The organism is Weissella cibaria KACC 11862 (assembly GCF_000193635.1).
Classification (GTDB): Bacteria; Bacillota; Bacilli; order Lactobacillales; family Lactobacillaceae; genus Weissella; species Weissella cibaria.
On sequence record NZ_AEKT01000044.1, the window covers coordinates 49,345 to 64,668 of the forward strand.

The 15,324-nt window shown below is 45.4% G+C and carries 18 protein-coding genes; 1 reads left to right on the plus strand and 17 read right to left on the minus strand.

Annotated elements, in window-relative coordinates; translation table 11 throughout:
* Positions 1-168 precede the first annotated feature (168 nt).
* Positions 169-1,197 (plus strand): UDP-N-acetylmuramoylpentapeptide-lysine N(6)-alanyltransferase, encoded by a 1,029-nt coding sequence (gene femX, locus ESE_RS0109255; RefSeq protein ID WP_010374155.1) that lies wholly within the window; start codon positions 169-171, stop codon positions 1,195-1,197.
* An 87-nt stretch (positions 1,198-1,284) separates the two neighbouring features.
* Here femX and ESE_RS0109260 read toward each other — a convergent pair whose 3' ends face one another.
* The 17 genes from ESE_RS0109260 to purB form a co-directional block, all read right to left on the minus strand.
* Positions 1,285-2,430 (minus strand): YncE family protein, encoded by a 1,146-nt coding sequence (locus tag ESE_RS0109260; RefSeq protein WP_010374157.1) that lies wholly within the window; start codon positions 2,428-2,430, stop codon positions 1,285-1,287.
* Positions 2,431-2,434: 4 nt separating this feature from the next.
* Positions 2,435-3,121 carry a ribose-5-phosphate isomerase RpiA gene (gene rpiA / locus ESE_RS0109265; RefSeq protein WP_010374159.1) on the minus strand — a complete coding sequence of 229 codons (687 nt, stop codon included), beginning with the start codon at positions 3,119-3,121 and terminating at the stop codon, positions 2,435-2,437.
* 114 nt (positions 3,122-3,235) lie between these two features.
* Positions 3,236-4,021, minus strand: a complete 786-nt coding sequence (gene accA / locus ESE_RS12560) for a carboxyltransferase subunit alpha (protein ID WP_010374161.1) — start codon at positions 4,019-4,021, stop codon at positions 3,236-3,238.
* Positions 4,021-4,866 carry an acetyl-CoA carboxylase, carboxyltransferase subunit beta gene (accD, locus tag ESE_RS12565; protein ID WP_010374163.1) on the minus strand — a complete coding sequence of 282 codons (846 nt, stop codon included), beginning with the start codon at positions 4,864-4,866 and terminating at the stop codon, positions 4,021-4,023. The genes accA and accD overlap by 1 nt, the downstream gene beginning before the upstream one ends.
* 12 nt (positions 4,867-4,878) lie before the next feature.
* Positions 4,879-6,255 carry an acetyl-CoA carboxylase biotin carboxylase subunit gene (accC, locus tag ESE_RS0109280; protein ID WP_010374165.1) on the minus strand — a complete coding sequence of 459 codons (1,377 nt, stop codon included), beginning with the start codon at positions 6,253-6,255 and terminating at the stop codon, positions 4,879-4,881.
* 1 nt (position 6,256) lies between these two features.
* Positions 6,257-6,688, minus strand: a complete 432-nt coding sequence (gene fabZ / locus ESE_RS0109285) for a 3-hydroxyacyl-ACP dehydratase FabZ (RefSeq protein ID WP_010374168.1) — start codon at positions 6,686-6,688, stop codon at positions 6,257-6,259.
* Positions 6,689-6,700: 12 nt separating this feature from the next.
* Positions 6,701-7,168, minus strand: coding sequence for an acetyl-CoA carboxylase biotin carboxyl carrier protein (gene accB / locus ESE_RS0109290; RefSeq protein WP_010374169.1), 468 nt, complete (start codon positions 7,166-7,168; stop codon positions 6,701-6,703).
* Positions 7,168-8,403, minus strand: coding sequence for a beta-ketoacyl-ACP synthase II (fabF, locus tag ESE_RS0109295; protein WP_010374171.1), 1,236 nt, complete (start codon positions 8,401-8,403; stop codon positions 7,168-7,170). Before fabF ends, accB begins: the two co-directional genes overlap by 1 nt.
* Positions 8,404-8,490: 87 nt before the next feature.
* Positions 8,491-9,213, minus strand: coding sequence for a 3-oxoacyl-ACP reductase family protein (locus ESE_RS0109300; RefSeq protein ID WP_010374173.1), 723 nt, complete (start codon positions 9,211-9,213; stop codon positions 8,491-8,493).
* Complete coding sequence (locus ESE_RS0109305) at positions 9,213-10,154, minus strand: ACP S-malonyltransferase (protein ID WP_010374174.1); 942 nt, start codon at positions 10,152-10,154, stop codon at positions 9,213-9,215. The genes ESE_RS0109300 and ESE_RS0109305 overlap by 1 nt, the downstream gene beginning before the upstream one ends.
* 21 nt (positions 10,155-10,175) lie before the next feature.
* Positions 10,176-11,123, minus strand: coding sequence for a nitronate monooxygenase (locus ESE_RS0109310; protein WP_010374176.1), 948 nt, complete (start codon positions 11,121-11,123; stop codon positions 10,176-10,178).
* A gap of 31 nt (positions 11,124-11,154) precedes the next feature.
* The gene (locus ESE_RS0109315) at positions 11,155-11,394 is read right to left on the minus strand and encodes an acyl carrier protein (RefSeq protein ID WP_010374178.1); all 240 of its coding nucleotides are present in this window, start codon (positions 11,392-11,394) and stop codon (positions 11,155-11,157) included.
* Between the two features lie 78 nt (positions 11,395-11,472).
* The gene (locus tag ESE_RS0109320) at positions 11,473-12,444 is read right to left on the minus strand and encodes a beta-ketoacyl-ACP synthase III (RefSeq protein WP_010374180.1); all 972 of its coding nucleotides are present in this window, start codon (positions 12,442-12,444) and stop codon (positions 11,473-11,475) included.
* Positions 12,445-12,455: 11 nt separating this feature from the next.
* Positions 12,456-12,914 carry a MarR family winged helix-turn-helix transcriptional regulator gene (locus ESE_RS0109325; protein ID WP_010374181.1) on the minus strand — a complete coding sequence of 153 codons (459 nt, stop codon included), beginning with the start codon at positions 12,912-12,914 and terminating at the stop codon, positions 12,456-12,458.
* Positions 12,915-12,916: 2 nt separating this feature from the next.
* Complete coding sequence (fabZ, locus tag ESE_RS0109330; RefSeq protein WP_010374183.1) at positions 12,917-13,390, minus strand: 3-hydroxyacyl-ACP dehydratase FabZ; 474 nt, start codon at positions 13,388-13,390, stop codon at positions 12,917-12,919.
* A gap of 270 nt (positions 13,391-13,660) precedes the next feature.
* Positions 13,661-13,873 carry a CsbD family protein gene (locus tag ESE_RS0109335; protein ID WP_010374184.1) on the minus strand — a complete coding sequence of 71 codons (213 nt, stop codon included), beginning with the start codon at positions 13,871-13,873 and terminating at the stop codon, positions 13,661-13,663.
* Positions 13,874-13,967: 94 nt separating this feature from the next.
* Positions 13,968-15,263, minus strand: a complete 1,296-nt coding sequence (gene purB, locus ESE_RS0109340) for an adenylosuccinate lyase (protein ID WP_010374187.1) — start codon at positions 15,261-15,263, stop codon at positions 13,968-13,970.
* Positions 15,264-15,324: the final 61 nt, after the last annotated feature.

Sequence of the window (15,324 nt, forward strand, 5' to 3'; positions counted from 1 at the left end):
TTATCACTAATGAAATAATTATACCATATGCTGATTTTACGATATGAATTTTATTAGCATTCCCAAAAATTAAAGCTATTTTTAATTCACAGATAAGGCACAGTTAACCCCAAAAGTATAGACTAGAGTTAATTAGTTTAATGCTTCATGTTTTAGAGGAGAAAAAAGATGCCTGTACTAAATTTAAATGACGACGTTGCTGTCGCTAAATATAATGCGTTTATCCGCCAATCACCCAATGCCCAAATCAGTCAAGATTTAGGCTGGGCGAAGGTCAAAAACAATTGGGAACCCTGCTATGTTTATTTAGAGGATACCGCTGGAAACATCACGGCTGCCCTATCCATGTTACTGACGATGACACCGAGTGGCAAAAAATTTGCGTACGCGTCAAAGGGACCTGTCATGGACATGTCCGACCTCACCACTTTTGATCAACTCATTGCGACCGCAAAGCAAGCGTTGGGCGACGATGCCTATTTGCTCCGTTTGGATCCTGAAGTACGCTACGATGCGCAATTTGAAGCGGATTTGCAGGCCCATGGTTATGAAGTCCGTGGTCGTAATGTGGCAGACCAAGGGATGCACGCAACCATTCAACCACGTCTAAATATGGTGATTGATTTTGCCAACTACCCAGACGCGACGTCGCTCTATGATATGGTCCCTTCTAAAACCAAGAACAAATTGCGCAAGCCTGAACGTGAAGGTGTCGTCGTTGACTACGGACTAGATCAGTCATTCCTAGACGACTTCTTTGAAACCTACGTCATCATGTCAAATCGGCATGGCATCACCCACCGACCAAAAGACTACTTTGAACGCATGATGCAGACGTATGCCGGTACGGATATTATGCGGATTTACCGAGCTAAGAAGGATGATGTGTTGTTAGCGACAACAATTGGCTTCAAGATGGGCGATAAAATCTGGGATATGTACGCTGGTTCAATCGACCACGATTTGACCAACGCCCATTACGCCACCCGTGTCCACATGGTACAATGGGCGCTTGATGCTGGCTTAAAGCGTTACGACATCGGCGGCATCGATCATGCCGATAATACTGATGGCTTGTATAAGTTCAAGCGTAATTTTGTCCGCCAAGACCCAACTGAGTACATTGGCGAAATTGACGTTGTCTTAGATGATGCGATTTACGACGAACTGGTGCGTCAGCCTGATCAACAACACTAACGAAATCAAAAGTCGCCAATCTACCGATTCAAAATCGGCGGATTGGCGGCTTTTAAACGTGTTCAAAGCACCTTTTCGGCACACATGCTATTTAATCGTTTTGGGCCGGGTTAAGTCCATAAACTCAGGTTGCAACAATGGCGTAAACGGCGTAACCCCCGTTTTAAAAACATCATTATCAACGTAAAGAATTCGATCAACCACGGCCTTTGTTTTAACCCGGTAAACCGGCGTGGCACTTTCAAATATCATGTAGAACCGATTTGTATCGCCATCATATGAAACAGCTTCCAAATACGGTGGCATCGTGACTGAAACACCCTTGGTGAACTTATCACCCGCTTCACGGTCATACCGAACCAACTTACCATCAACATTCCCAAATGATGACGTCATCAGCACATGTCGCTGATTAGCAGTTAACCCTTGTAACTGTCCCACTGAGGCGTACACCTTGGTGGCCGCAACAATCGATTCATCCTGCTCACCTGCACTTTGTCCAAGCGTTAAGTTACCGGAAGCATCTTTACCAAATGGCAGTTCCTGAATATTTCCTAAGCCCCGTTTGGTGAAATAACCGACCCACAGTGCATTATTGGCATACATCATAGTGGAGTTATTCGTTTCCGTGGTAATTTGGAACACCTGCTGATAACTAATTGGCAAGCGTGATCGGATATCATACTGGTCAATTTGTGCCTGCGTAATACCGTATAGCATTGAGTCTTTGCCATCGTGCCCTGTCACCCAAAGCATTTGGCGGTCTGGGTCATAGGCAACACCACCCGCATGGTCCTGAAATTGCAATGACAGCGTCTTAATATATTGACCCGTCCACTTATTGAGCACATAAATAACCGAATTGGCTTTGTTATTATGATCATAAGCTGATACAAAAATTTCATTCTGACTGGTTGTGATACCTTGTGGATCAAAGGCAACCGTCTTTATTAGGCGATGCGATGCCGTGGCCGATTTGTTCTTGGCCAACGCCCACGCTCCCTGTAAGCCCGGCATTGGGATCATCCGTTGAATGCCAGCCCGTAACTGAGGATACCGCGCCAAATTAATTCGCAAGCGCTTTTCTGTATACAGTGGCATTTGCGAAGCTTGCCCCTGCGCCAAATGTTTCGTCGTTTGGTGAACGGGGGTGGCCGGTTGCTGCGCAAGCCCCACCCACACCAATAGTATCGACATTACCAATAAGATTGCCCACACAATCCGTTTAACCATTCGCTTATGCCTGTCTCTCTATAATTGTGATCTCATCACCACCAATAATCACTGCATCGGCCACTTGCAAAAATAGCCCGTGTTCAACTACCCCAATCGTTTGCTCAAGATAATAGGCGAGCGCTTGGGGATGCGTGATTTCAGTTAGCTGTAAATCAATAATGTAATTACCCGCATCAGTCGTTAAACGTAGACCATCTGCGTTGCGCCGGAATTGGGGATGCAAATCAGCATCTGCAAACCGTTTTAATAATTGGTGACTACCATACGGCACGACCTCTACTGGCAATGGGAACGTTCCCAGCTTCGGATGATACTTAGATTCGTCAATAATCCAAACATTCCGACTTGAATTCAGCGCAACAATCTTCTCAAACAGCAGCGCTGCACCACCGCCTTTAATGCCGTTTAAAGCAACGTCAACTTCATCTGCCCCGTCAATCGTGATATCAATTCCTGGTACTTCATCAACGGATTTCAATTTAATCCCCCAGCCCTTAGCCAGAGAAGAAGTTTGACGCGACGTGGTCACCCCCACAATATCAAGCCCTTCCTGATTAATTCGCGCGGCCAATCGCTCAATAAAGAATTTCACCGTTGAGCCCGTTCCTAAGCCGACAACCATCCCATCTTCAATAAGACTCGCCGCATATTCGCCCGCTGCGCGTTTTTGTTCCGTTTGTTTGTCCATGGCTTTCCCCTTTACCGCGACAACTGTCGTTTTTAACTGCCTTTATTGTAACGGCCACACACAAAAAACGCCAGATTATGATAATCTGACGTCCAAAATGAATAATTGCAAATTTTAGAATGCGCGGAAACGGGCACGTCGCTTAGCAACTAACTCAGTCGTTGTTAAGCTTTGGAGTTGCTGAATTTCTTCTAGCAACTTTGCCCGAACCAAATTGAAAACTCGGTTGTGCGAGCGACTTTCTGGCACAATGTACTCAATGATACCGTTCGCTAAAAGATCATTGGGTGTTAGTCCCATTAATTCTGCCGCCTCGCCACTGCGTTTAGCATCTTTCCACAAAATGGCTGCAAAGCCTTCAGGAGAGAGAATTGAGTACGTCGCATTCTGGAACATCCAAACTTGATCGGATGTTGCTAATGCAAGCGCACCACCTGAGCCCCCTTCCCCATAAACAATAGCGATCATGGGAACTGGGTACTTCATGCTTTGCAAGATACTGTCGGCAATTGCTTCACCTTGTCCTTGGTCTTCCGCGGACTTACCAGGAAATGCACCTGGCGTATTAATAAATGTAATAATTGGTCGACCAAACTTAGCTGCTTGATCCATCAACCGGGTCGCCTTACGATAACCATATGGTTCAGGTGAACCATTGCGTTTCGCTAGCTTATCCTTAATATCAGTTCCTTTATCGATAGCAATCACCGTTACGGGTTGACCACCAAGATTAGCAAGTCCACCAATCACACTTGCATCATCTCCAGCATAACGGTCACCATGTAACTCGATAAAATCAGTAAAGATACCTGAAATAATCTCACGTGCAGAAAAACGATCTTCACGTGATTTCTTAACCACCTGCACTGGGGTTAATTCACGACGAAATAGTGCTGCCATTACTTAACCTCCTGTGTTTGGTGGAATCGTACCAATTGTGCAAGCGTTGCCGTCATTGCTGGTCGCTGTACAATTGCATCAATAAACCCATTTTCAAGCACTGTTTCAGCCCGTTGGAATTCCTTTGGTAGCTTTTCATGAATCGTTTGTTCGATAACCCGCTTACCAGCGAATCCAACTAACGCATGCGGCTCGGCCAAAGTAATATCACCTTGCATCGCAAATGAAGCTGTCACACCCCCCATCGTTGGATCGGTTAGGATCACGATGTAAGGTAGCCCTGCTTCTTGATGCGCCGCAACTGCTGCACTAACCTTCGCCATTTGCATCAATGAGTGAATACCTTCTTGCATTCGGGCACCACCAGAAGCCGTAAACAGGATGACCGGCAACTTAGCTGCCGTCGCATGTTCAAAGAGGCGGGTGATTTTTTCACCTGTAATCGTACCAAGTGACCCCATAATGAAGTAGGAATCCATAATACCCAAGGCAACCTTTTGATCTTCCAGAGTCGCTATCCCTGTCAGAACTGAATCGCCCAATTCCGTTTGTTGTTGCGCACGTTCCAATTTACCAGCATAGCCTGGGAAATCAGTATCGGCCAACTTCAAATCAGCATCAAGTTCTTCAAAATCAGTTGTCATCAATGCAACACGTTCACGCGCTTGTAAGCGGAAACCATAGCCACACGCTGGGCAGACACGGTGGTCGCCTAACTGCTTTGAATATAGTTGGGCGCCACAGTATGGACAGGCCAAGAACAAACCATCCGGAATACGATCATTCAAGTTCGCATCACGTTTGATCTTGGGAGTTGAAACCGTGGTGTTATTAAATAAATCCATTGAATCGCCTCCTTAATCAGCGGCTGGCAAACTAGCTTGCCAACGTGGCAAAAATTCTTTTTCCAGATAGCGCGTGTCAAACATGCCACGTGCTACTGTTGGGTCATGTAACAACGCTTTTTGGAAATCAGCGTTTGTATTAACACCTTGAATAACTAACTCATCCAAGATACGGTCCATTTTCGTGACCGCTTCCAAACGATTATCCGCGTGGACCAAAAGCTTACCGATCATTGAATCGTAGAATGGTTGAATCTTATCACCCGTGTAAATAGCCGAATCAATGCGAATACCAGGTCCACCAGTTGGTAGAAAGGCAAAATCAATTGTACCGGCACTAGGCGCAAAGTTCTTAGCGGGTTGCTCCGCGTTCAATCGGACTTCTAAAGCATGTCCCTTAAGGGCAATATCCGATTGTGATACCTTCAAAGGTTCACCAGCAGCCACTTCAATTTGCATCCGAATTAAGTCCACTCCAGTTACCATTTCAGTTACTGGGTGTTCAACTTGAATACGCGTATTCATTTCCATGAAGTAGAAATGACCATCGTGATCTTGCAAGAACTCCAATGTCCCTGTATTTTCATACTGCAAGGCATTCACAGCCTTAGTTGCAATGTCACCTAGATTTTCACGCATCGCTGGTGTCACACCAAGCGCTGGGCTTTCTTCCATGACCTTTTGGTTATTACGTTGTAGTGAACAGTTACGTTCTGGGAAGTACAACACATGACCAAATTGGTCACGCATCACTTGCATCTCGATGTGACGAACATTCTCCATCACCTTCTCAACATACATGTGTTCATCCCCAAACGCAGCTTTCGCTTCACGTTGCGCATCATCGAACTTATCTGCTAATTCATCTTCTGAATAAACAAATCGCATTCCCTTACCACCACCACCGGCAGCGGCTTTCAGCAACAATGGGTAGCCGACCCGGTCAGCGACCAGCTTGGCTTCATTAGCATCACGAATGAACCCTTCTGAACCCGGAATAACTGGTACGCCAGCCGCACGCATTGATTCACGCGCATTTGCCTTATTACCCATTAATTCGATGACATGGGGGCTTGGACCGATCCACTTCAAACCAACGGCTTCAACCATTTCAACGAATAATTCATTTTCCGATAAGAAACCGTAACCTGGATGAATCGCTTCAGCACCCGTTAACAACGCAGCACTCAAGATATTCTTCATGTTAAGGTAACTATCTTTAGACTTTGGCCCCCCGACTGAAATCGCTTCATCGGCTAATTTCACATGGAGGCTATCCGCATCAGCTGAAGAATAGATAGCAACAGATTTAATGCCCATTTCCTTCAGTGTACGAATGACACGAACAGCAATTTCACCACGGTTCGCGACTAACACTTTCTTGAACATTTTAATCTCCAATAATAAACGTCAAATCAGCAGTAGTAGCCTTCTTACCATTAACGTAAGCAACACCCTTACCTTCACCAATTGGACCGCGCAAACGATCAAGCGTCACTTCTAGGCGCATTTGATCACCAGGTTGAACCATCTTACGGAAACGAGCCTTCTTAATACCACCAAAGTAAGCTGTCTTACCCTTAAATTCAGGCATCGAAAGTAATGCTACGGCACCAGCTTGTGCTAATGCTTCAATTGTCAACGCCCCAGGAAATGTTGGATTGCCTGGAAAGTGACCTTGGAAGACTTCTTCGTTGATGGTGACATTTTTGATGGCAACCGTCTTTTCACCCGGCACCAACTCCTCAACCGTATCCAACATCAACATTGGGTAACGGTGTGGCAAAATTTCTTGAATTTGTTGTGTATTTAATACTGACATTGCCGCCCCTCCTTAAGCATCTAGTTCGACACGGAAGATTGCATGACCGTAATCAACCACATCCTCTTCCTCTACCAAAATTTCAGTGATGACACCGGCAACTTCACTCTTCACTGGTGTCATTAGCTTCATTGCTTCAACAATCGCAACTTGTTCACCCACAGCAACGTGGTCACCCACTTGCTTGAAAGGCGCAGCATCCGGATTGGCCTTCAAGTAAACCGTTCCGACCAATGGTGCATCAATCGTTACGCCTTGCTTTTGTTCCTTGTCCAAAGGATGATGTTCCGTTGCGACAGGCGCTTCTGCTGTCGCGACACTCGCAACAGTTGGCTGCGCAGGTGTCGTGACAACAGGTTGCGTGATTTCGTTCTTACTCAAATGCAAACTGAAATCATCTGATTGCAATGAAAACTCACGCAACGAACTATTTTCCAAATCTTGCATCAAAGCGCGAATGTCATCTAATTGCAAACCCATTAATTCTCACTCCACTTCTTGAAAATAACAGCGGCATTGTGGCCACCGAAACCATAGTTAGCTGACAAAACGTAGTTAGGCGCAACAAACTTGTTGTCGTCGTTAACCAACGTCACACCAGCAGTTTCAGGATCTTGTTCCGTCACACCAACATTAACTGGCAATTGTTCACGGACCAAGGCACCAATTGCAGCAATGGCCTCAATGGCACCCGCTGCTCCCAACAAGTGTCCAGTCATACCCTTAGTTGATGAAACCAAGACGCCGTTCTTACCAAAGACCAATTCCATAGCCTTTGATTCAGCCGCGTCATTTGCACCAGTTGCCGTTCCGTGTGCGTTGACATAATCAATGTCGCTCGCTTGGATACCGGCGTCTTGCAAAGCCAACTTAACTGAACCAGCTGGTCCTGATCCGTCAGGAGTTGGGCTGGTCAAGTGGTAAGCATCAGAGTTTGCCCCGTAACCAACCACTTCGGCGATAATTTCTGCACCGCGGGCTTGCGCGTGTTCCAATGATTCCAAGACCAAGATTCCTGAACCCTCACCCATAACGAAACCGTGACGGTTTACATCAAATGGCTTTGAGGCTTCAAGTGGATTTGGTTCAGTTGACAAGGCAGTCAACGCTGCGAACCCTGAGATTCCCATTTCGTTAACCGTCGCTTCTGATCCACCCGTAACCATCACATCATACTTACCTGATTGGATACGCCAGAAAGCTTCACCAATCGCATTCGTCGCACTGGCGCACGCCGTTGACAATGTGTAGTTAATTCCCTTGGCACCGTAACGCATTGACACGTTACCTGACACCATGTTTGGGATAGCGTTTGGCACGAACATTGGGCTCACACGTTGTGGTCCCTTGTCGTGCATCTTGATAACTTGTTCTTCGATAGTCGTCAAACCACCGATTCCGTTACCCATGATAACGCCGAAACGATCAGGGTTATCAACACCATCGGCCAAGCCGGCGTTTTCCAATGCTTCACCGGTAGCGTGAACGGCGTATTGTGAAAACAAGTCCATCTTACGTGACTCACGCTTTCCAACGCGAGCAGCGGGATCGAAGTTTTTCACTTCACCAGCAACTGTGACACCCGTCTCAGTTGCGTCAAACTTTGTAATTGGTGCAATTCCAACTTGGCTGTTAAAAATTCCATCCAAAAAATCATTTGCTGTATTACCAACGGGTGTAACTGCACCCAAACCTGTTACGACAACTCGTGTCATGTTGTTCTCCTCTACTTTCCTAAAGCTTGGATACGACTTATTAATAAGTTGTAAAAGAATAAGTGCATCAAGTCGTATCCGTTTTCCTTAGATGTACAACCCACCATCGACCGTAATTGTTTGGCCAGTGATGTAATCGTTTTGAGCCAAGAACAAGGCAGTTTGTGCGATTTCCGTCGCGTTTCCAAAACGCTTCAAAGGCACAGCCTCTAGGACTTGTTCCTTAACCTTGTCAGACAACGCATCTGTCATGTCTGATACAATCATGCCCGGTGCAATCGCATTAACACGAATGCCACGCATTGCGCCTTCTTTAGCTAATGACTTTGTCAAACCAACAATTCCAGCCTTTGACGCTGCGTAATTTGCTTGGCCAACATTTCCCATCAACCCCACAACAGATGCCATGTTGATGATATTTCCTGAGCGGGCACGCAACATCTTCTTAAAGATTGGCTGCGTCACGTTAAATGTACCGTTCAAGTTTGTATTCACAACGTTTGCGAATTCACTTGGCTTCATGCCCATTGTCAATTTGTCGTCAACAATTCCAGCATTGTTAATCAAAATATCAATGCCATCAATTTCTTCAAACAAACCAGTCAGGGCGTTATTAACGCTTTCCTCATCAGCAATATCCGCTGTAATAGCGAGTGTGTTTTCACCAAACTCAGCCATCACGTCTGGTCTAACGGCCGAACGCCCGTGTAAAATTACCCGAGCCCCAGCCGCATCAAAGGCTTTTGCAACCGCTAAACCGATACCACGTGTCGATCCCGTGATCAACACATTCTTGTCTGTTAAATCCATTACACTGTCTCCTGTGCCGCAATCAACATATCGCGAACTTCATTAAATGAGGCCAAATCCTTCACGCAGTAGCGCTTGATATCTTTACCAACAATTTTCTTTGCGAATTTCATCAAGGTATCACTTGGTCCAAACTCAATTAGCGTATCAACACCATCATCAACCATTGCTTGCAATGCTTGTGCAAAATAAGTTGGTGACGTAATTTGCTTTAACAAAGTCGCTTTAACATCGTCAAACTTTTGACCCGTTGTATTTGAGTACACCGCAAATGTTGGTGCGCTAAACGTTTCATCCGTTAAACGATCTGCCAGTTGATCCGCAGCCGTTTGCAACAATGGTGTATGGAATGCACCTGAAACTGGCAATTCGACCATGCGTGAGACACCTGCTTCAGTCAATGCGGCCATTGCCTCATCAACATCAGCTTCGATTCCACCAATGACCAATTGATTAAACGTGTTAAAGTTCGCTGGGTACACGCGCTTTCCAGTAGCTTGCAATTTTTCAAGCGTTGCAACAACCCAGTCTTGATCGTCCGTCATTACGGCAACCATCTTACCTGGGTTTGCATCACCGGCGGCTTGCATATAAGCACCGCGATCCTTAATAATGGCCATACCTTGCTCAAATGTCATTGACCCAGCGGCTGTTAATGCACTGTACTCACCCAAACTCAGGCCCAATGCACCGGCTGGTTCAGGCATCACATCTGACAAAGCATTGTAGATGCCCATGCTCATTGCCAAAATAGCAGGTTGTGTGTACTTCGTTTGCTTGATGTTATCTTCACTATTCACAATAGTCGTCATCACATCGTAGCCAAGTAATTCACTCGCATGGTCGATTGTTTCTTGATATTTAGGCAGACTGGCATACAAATCAGCACCCATGCCAACTTGTTGCGCCCCTTGCCCGCTCATCAATAGTCCTAGTTTCATGTTTTTTACCTCGTTGTTTGGTTACTTCAACAAGTCTTCAGCTTGTGACCAAACATCTTCTAGAATTTCAGCCACTGGCTTAATCTCATGAATCATTCCTGAAATTTGGCCAGCCATGAAGGCCCCATTTTCCTTGTCACCATCAAGCACTGCTCGACGAAGAGACCCATTCTCAAGTTCTTCGATTGCATCTGCATCTGGCTTTGGCTTTGTAATTTCAATGCGCTCTTGCTTTACAAAGTTCTTTGACATCTTAGTCTTCAAGACACGAGCACGGTTACCAAGTAACTCTCCCGTCACAAGCGTATCGATATCCTTTGCTTTCACAACAGCATTCTTAAAGTTTTCATGGACCTCTGACTCAGCCGAAGCCAAGAAGCGTGTTCCCATTTGAACACCAGAGGCGCCTAGCATGAAGGCCGCAGCAACACCACGACCATCTGCAATTCCACCCGCCGCAATAACTGGAATGTTCAATGCGTCGACCACCTGTGGAACCAATGTCATCGTCGTCAACATACCAATGTGACCACCTGACTCCATTCCTTCGGCAACAACTGCATCGACACCCTTCTTTTCCATCATCTTGGCCAAACCAACAGATGGAACAACCGGGATAACCAAGATACCGTGGCTGTGCAACTCTTCAATAAACGGTGATGGATCACCTGCACCGGTTGCCACAACTTGCACACCCTCTTCGATAATGACATCGAAAACTTCACGGATGTGGCGTGATAGCAACATCACATTGACACCGAACGGCTTATCAGTCACCTGACGAGCACGACGAATTTCTTCACGCACCTTGTCAGCCTTCCAATAACCTGTTCCGATAATTCCCAAACCTCCAGCCTCAGAGACGGCACCAGCAAGATGTCCCGTACCCGCCCAGGCCATTCCGCCTTGGATGATAGGGTACTTCATACCCAACTTTTCAAATAATGGATTATTTAGCTTAACGCTCATTTTGTGGTTCCTTTCTCTTGGTGCTGAATATTTAGGCGTTAACTTGTGCAGCTACCTTGTTAACCAAGTCTTGTACCGTTTGGATTTCTTCAGCAACAGCCAACTTAATGTCAAAGTCGTCTTCAACACGGTTCAACACTTCAAACAAATCCAATGAATCTGCGTCGATGTCTTCCGTCAAATTCGTTTCAGGCTTAACTTCACCATCTTCCAAGTCAAATTGGTCTACCAAGATTTCAGTTACCTTGTTCAAAATTTCTGCTTCAGTCATGTTATTGTCCTCTATTTCTTTTGTTTAATAATTCGATAATTTAAATGTATAGGTCATATACAAAAATGGTTAAAAAAACTACACCTTGATAATCAAGGCACCAACCGTTAAGCCACCACCAAACCCGGCAATCGCAATTGTTTGCCCTGGTTTAATCGTCCCAGCTTCACGCAGTTCATCAAGTAAAATACCGATACTAGCTGCACTAGTATTACCATATAACGCCATGTTCGTTGGGAACTTTTCGATTGGCTGACCGAATCGCTTCGCAATACTGCTAACAATTCGTCCATTTGCCTGATGCAACAGATAATAATCAATCTCATCAGGTGTGAGGCTTGCTTTTGCAAGCGCCTCGTTTAAGACCGCCGGCACTTCGCGTGTCGCGAAATTATACACTTCACGACCATTCATCTTAAAATACGGATCAGCAGCCTTTAACTCACCCGCAAAATAATTTGCGTTTCGTTGTTGACCAGCTGTCAGGAATTCTGAGCGTTCACCAAAGGTTTTCAATGATTCAGCTAGTAAGCCTGTCTCTGCTCCAGTACGTTCAAGCAAAACCCCGGCCGCACCGTCACCAAACAACACGGCTGTTGATCGGTCATCCCAATCAACTAGCTTACTCAACACCTCTGCCCCGATAACTAAACCGCGTTGGTAACGTGTTGTCAGCAACGCGCTCGCCATACTCAACGTATAAACGAACCCTGAGCATGCCGCGCTTAGATCCCAAGCAAAAGCATTCGTAGCGCCAATCTTTCCTTGCACAATTTGTGCCACACTTGGTGATAACGTGTCAGGCGACATTGTTCCCACTAAGATGAAATCTAGTTGATCAGCTGTTAAACCAGCTTGATTCAATAATTTTGTTGCAACACCAACTGCTAAATCACTTGTATCCTCAGTCGATACGATATGCCGTTGGCGAATGCCGGTACGCGGTTGAATCCATTCATCGGATGTGTCCATAAATGTCGCTAACTCATCATTAGTTACGACCCTTTCTGGCACGACTCGCGCTGACTGGACGATGGTAAATCTTTCCATATCGCCCTCTCTTAGAACTGGATTAGCTCGTGAAGATATTCTTGCAAATTAAGCACGGCCTTTTTCACCGCCTCGGTTTCATCATCAGATAGAGAATCAAATAATGAGTGCGCCATACCGCGGTGAAAAGCCTCGTGGGCACGGAAAACTGTACGTCCGTTGTGAGTCAGCGCCAAATGGACAACCCGTCGATCATTGTCATCACGATGACGCTCGACATAGCCCTTTTTGACTAATTTATCAATAACACTCGTCATAGCACTTGGTGTTAAGTGCACCATTTCTGCAACTTGCGATGCGGTCCGGGTCTCATACATCGAGATTGCCGCAATCGTGTGCATATCTTTGATCGTAATGTCATTGAACTTTGATTCGCGTAATGAGGCTTCCTCAATCCACACAACGTTATTAAATACGTTGACCAATGCCTCATTAATCTGTTCGAATGATGCTTCTTCACTAGCTGCCATACTTACTTCTCCGTCTCACTCTTGGCATTATCTGCCGATTTCTCTTCAGGTGAAACAACAAACATCAGTTCAGCACTAGTTGCTAACTTGCCATCTACCATTGCCTTGACGTTTACTGTTCCCATGTTCTCTCTCAGATTACCGAATTCTACGTGTAACTTCAAGACGTCGCCTGGTTTAACCATGCGCTTGAACTTGGCATTATCAATACCCGTCATGTAAGCCGTCTTACCGACGAACTGTGGTGATGACAAAATCAGAATAGATGCCGCTTGTGCAAGCGACTCAATAATTAGTACCCCAGGCATAACTGGATTACCTGGAAAATGTCCTTGAAAGAACTGTTCATTAATAGTGACATTCTTTGTCGCAATCAATGACTCACCAGGCACCATCTCATCAACGTAATCCATATATAGAATTGGATAACGATTTGGAATCAAATCCATAATTTCCGTGGTTGTCAAAACTGCCATAGTCCCGCTCCTTCCAAAAAGTATTTCGAACATCGAAATATTCGATATTCAAATAGTATTTTATTTTCATCGAATTGTCAACACGCCTTTTCCAATAAATATACGTATACCCCATTTACAATTAACACAAAAAGCGCAGAAAACGCCTGTTTTTGGGCATTCTCTGCGCAACGCAATGCTAACGTGTTCACAGATTATTCAATATTTATTCATTCGCTTACAAAAAGTAAATAAAAAACACACCCATAATTCGGGTGTGTCTCATGATTGTTAGTCCTTCTTATCGAACTTGTCCTTCAGATTATCTACCGCATCCTCGGCCTTGTCCTTCAAATCCCCTAGCGCTTCACGCGCCTTACCGGTTAAACCTTGGGCCTTTCCCTCAGCCTCTAGTTTTGCATCACCAGTTGCTGCACCAGCAACTTCCTTGGTCTTACCTGAGACTTCATCGAACTTACCTTTTACTTGATCTTCCAATGCCATCAGTAATTTCCTCCATATCTGTGATTGCTTATATCATACCTAAACACAGAAGAAAGCGCTACCAAAAATATTTGAAGATTAGCCATTTGGGAAATTACAGTAACCCAACCCGCTTAAAGATGTCATCAACATGCTTGAGATGCCAATGATAATCAAATGCGTCATCAACTTCAGCTGCCGTCAGTTTACTTTGAATGGTTGGATCGGCATCCACCAAATCACGGAACTGCTTTTGTTCATCCCAAGACTTCGCCGTCAATGGTTGTACAGTATCATAAGCCGCTTCACGTGACATGCCTGCATCTACCAATTTCAACAACAACCGCTGTGAATAAATTAACCCATACGTGCGGGTCATATTCGTCTTCATCGTTTCAGGGAACACTTGTAAATTAGCCAAGATACCTGTCAAACGATGCAACATGTAATCTAGCACCGTTGTACCATCTGCCAAAATAATACGTTCAGCACTCGAATGAGAAATATCACGCTCATGCCATAACGTAACATCTTCCAGCGCCGTAACTGAATACCCTCGTAGCACACGTGACAAACCAACAATATTTTCAGATCCAATCGGATTACGTTTGTGTGGCATCGCTGAAGAGCCCTTTTGGCCACCCTTAAAGCCTTCTTCAACTTCGTGAATTTCAGACCGTTGCAACCCACGAATTTCGGTGGCAACTTCTTCTAAGGTCGTCCCGATCAAGGCGATTGTCGTCATATAATCCGCATGTAAGTCGCGTGGTAACACTTGTGAGCCAACGGGTTGGGGCGTTAAGCCCAATTCGTTCATCGCAACTTCTTCAACAGTTGGTGGTACGTTCGCAAACGTGCCCACGGCACCTGATAACTTTCCAGTCTCAACCAGCTCAGCAACTCGTTCAAATCGATCAATGTCACGCTTGGCCGCCTGATAAAAACGAGCCATCTTTAAACCAAACGTTGTTGGTTCAGCGTGTACACCGTGAGTTCGTCCCATCATCACAGTATCTTTGTAACGAAGGGCGAGTTCACCCAAAATATCACGATATGCCACCAGGTCCGCCTTGATAACGTCATTTGCCTGGCGTAGACGTAAAGCTTGCGCTGTATCAACGACATCCGTTGACGTCAACCCATAGTGAATCCACTTCCGTTCTTCACCCAATGATTCAGACACATTTCGGGTAAATGCTACCATGTCATGGCGCGTTGTCTCTTCAATTTCCGCAATGCGAGTGACGTCAAAGCGAGCATTCGCCCGAATAGCTGCCAAGTCCGCTTCAGGCACGTGGCCCTCTGCTACCCAGCCCGCCGTCACAGCAATTTCAACATCCAACCATGATTGGTACTGATTTTCCAAAGACCAAATGTGACGCATTTCAGGTCGCGCGTAGCGATCAATCATAATATAACCCCTCTCAAATTCGTAAACACGAACGAAACGTTTTTAACATTCATTATTGTAC

Bases quoted from the DNA above. Each gene is read 5' to 3' on its own strand.
- femX (WP_010374155.1), top strand. From the start codon at position 169: ATGCCTGTACTAAATTTAAATGACGACGTTGCTGTCGCTAAATATAAT.
- ESE_RS0109260 (WP_010374157.1), bottom strand. From the start codon at position 2,430: ATGGTTAAACGGATTGTGTGGGCAATCTTATTGGTAATGTCGATACTA.
- rpiA (WP_010374159.1), bottom strand. From the start codon at position 3,121: ATGGACAAACAAACGGAACAAAAACGCGCAGCGGGCGAATATGCGGCG.
- accA (WP_010374161.1), bottom strand. From the start codon at position 4,021: ATGGCAGCACTATTTCGTCGTGAATTAACCCCAGTGCAGGTGGTTAAG.
- accD (WP_010374163.1), bottom strand. From the start codon at position 4,866: ATGGATTTATTTAATAACACCACGGTTTCAACTCCCAAGATCAAACGT.
- accC (WP_010374165.1), bottom strand. From the start codon at position 6,255: ATGTTCAAGAAAGTGTTAGTCGCGAACCGTGGTGAAATTGCTGTTCGT.
- fabZ (WP_010374168.1), bottom strand. From the start codon at position 6,688: ATGTCAGTATTAAATACACAACAAATTCAAGAAATTTTGCCACACCGT.
- accB (WP_010374169.1), bottom strand. From the start codon at position 7,168: ATGGGTTTGCAATTAGATGACATTCGCGCTTTGATGCAAGATTTGGAA.
- fabF (WP_010374171.1), bottom strand. From the start codon at position 8,403: ATGACACGAGTTGTCGTAACAGGTTTGGGTGCAGTTACACCCGTTGGT.
- ESE_RS0109300 (WP_010374173.1), bottom strand. From the start codon at position 9,213: ATGGATTTAACAGACAAGAATGTGTTGATCACGGGATCGACACGTGGT.
- ESE_RS0109305 (WP_010374174.1), bottom strand. From the start codon at position 10,154: ATGAAACTAGGACTATTGATGAGCGGGCAAGGGGCGCAACAAGTTGGC.
- ESE_RS0109310 (WP_010374176.1), bottom strand. From the start codon at position 11,123: ATGAGCGTTAAGCTAAATAATCCATTATTTGAAAAGTTGGGTATGAAG.
- ESE_RS0109315 (WP_010374178.1), bottom strand. From the start codon at position 11,394: ATGACTGAAGCAGAAATTTTGAACAAGGTAACTGAAATCTTGGTAGAC.
- ESE_RS0109320 (WP_010374180.1), bottom strand. From the start codon at position 12,444: ATGGAAAGATTTACCATCGTCCAGTCAGCGCGAGTCGTGCCAGAAAGG.
- ESE_RS0109325 (WP_010374181.1), bottom strand. From the start codon at position 12,914: ATGGCAGCTAGTGAAGAAGCATCATTCGAACAGATTAATGAGGCATTG.
- fabZ (WP_010374183.1), bottom strand. From the start codon at position 13,390: ATGGCAGTTTTGACAACCACGGAAATTATGGATTTGATTCCAAATCGT.
- ESE_RS0109335 (WP_010374184.1), bottom strand. From the start codon at position 13,873: ATGGCATTGGAAGATCAAGTAAAAGGTAAGTTCGATGAAGTCTCAGGT.
- purB (WP_010374187.1), bottom strand. From the start codon at position 15,263: ATGATTGATCGCTACGCGCGACCTGAAATGCGTCACATTTGGTCTTTG.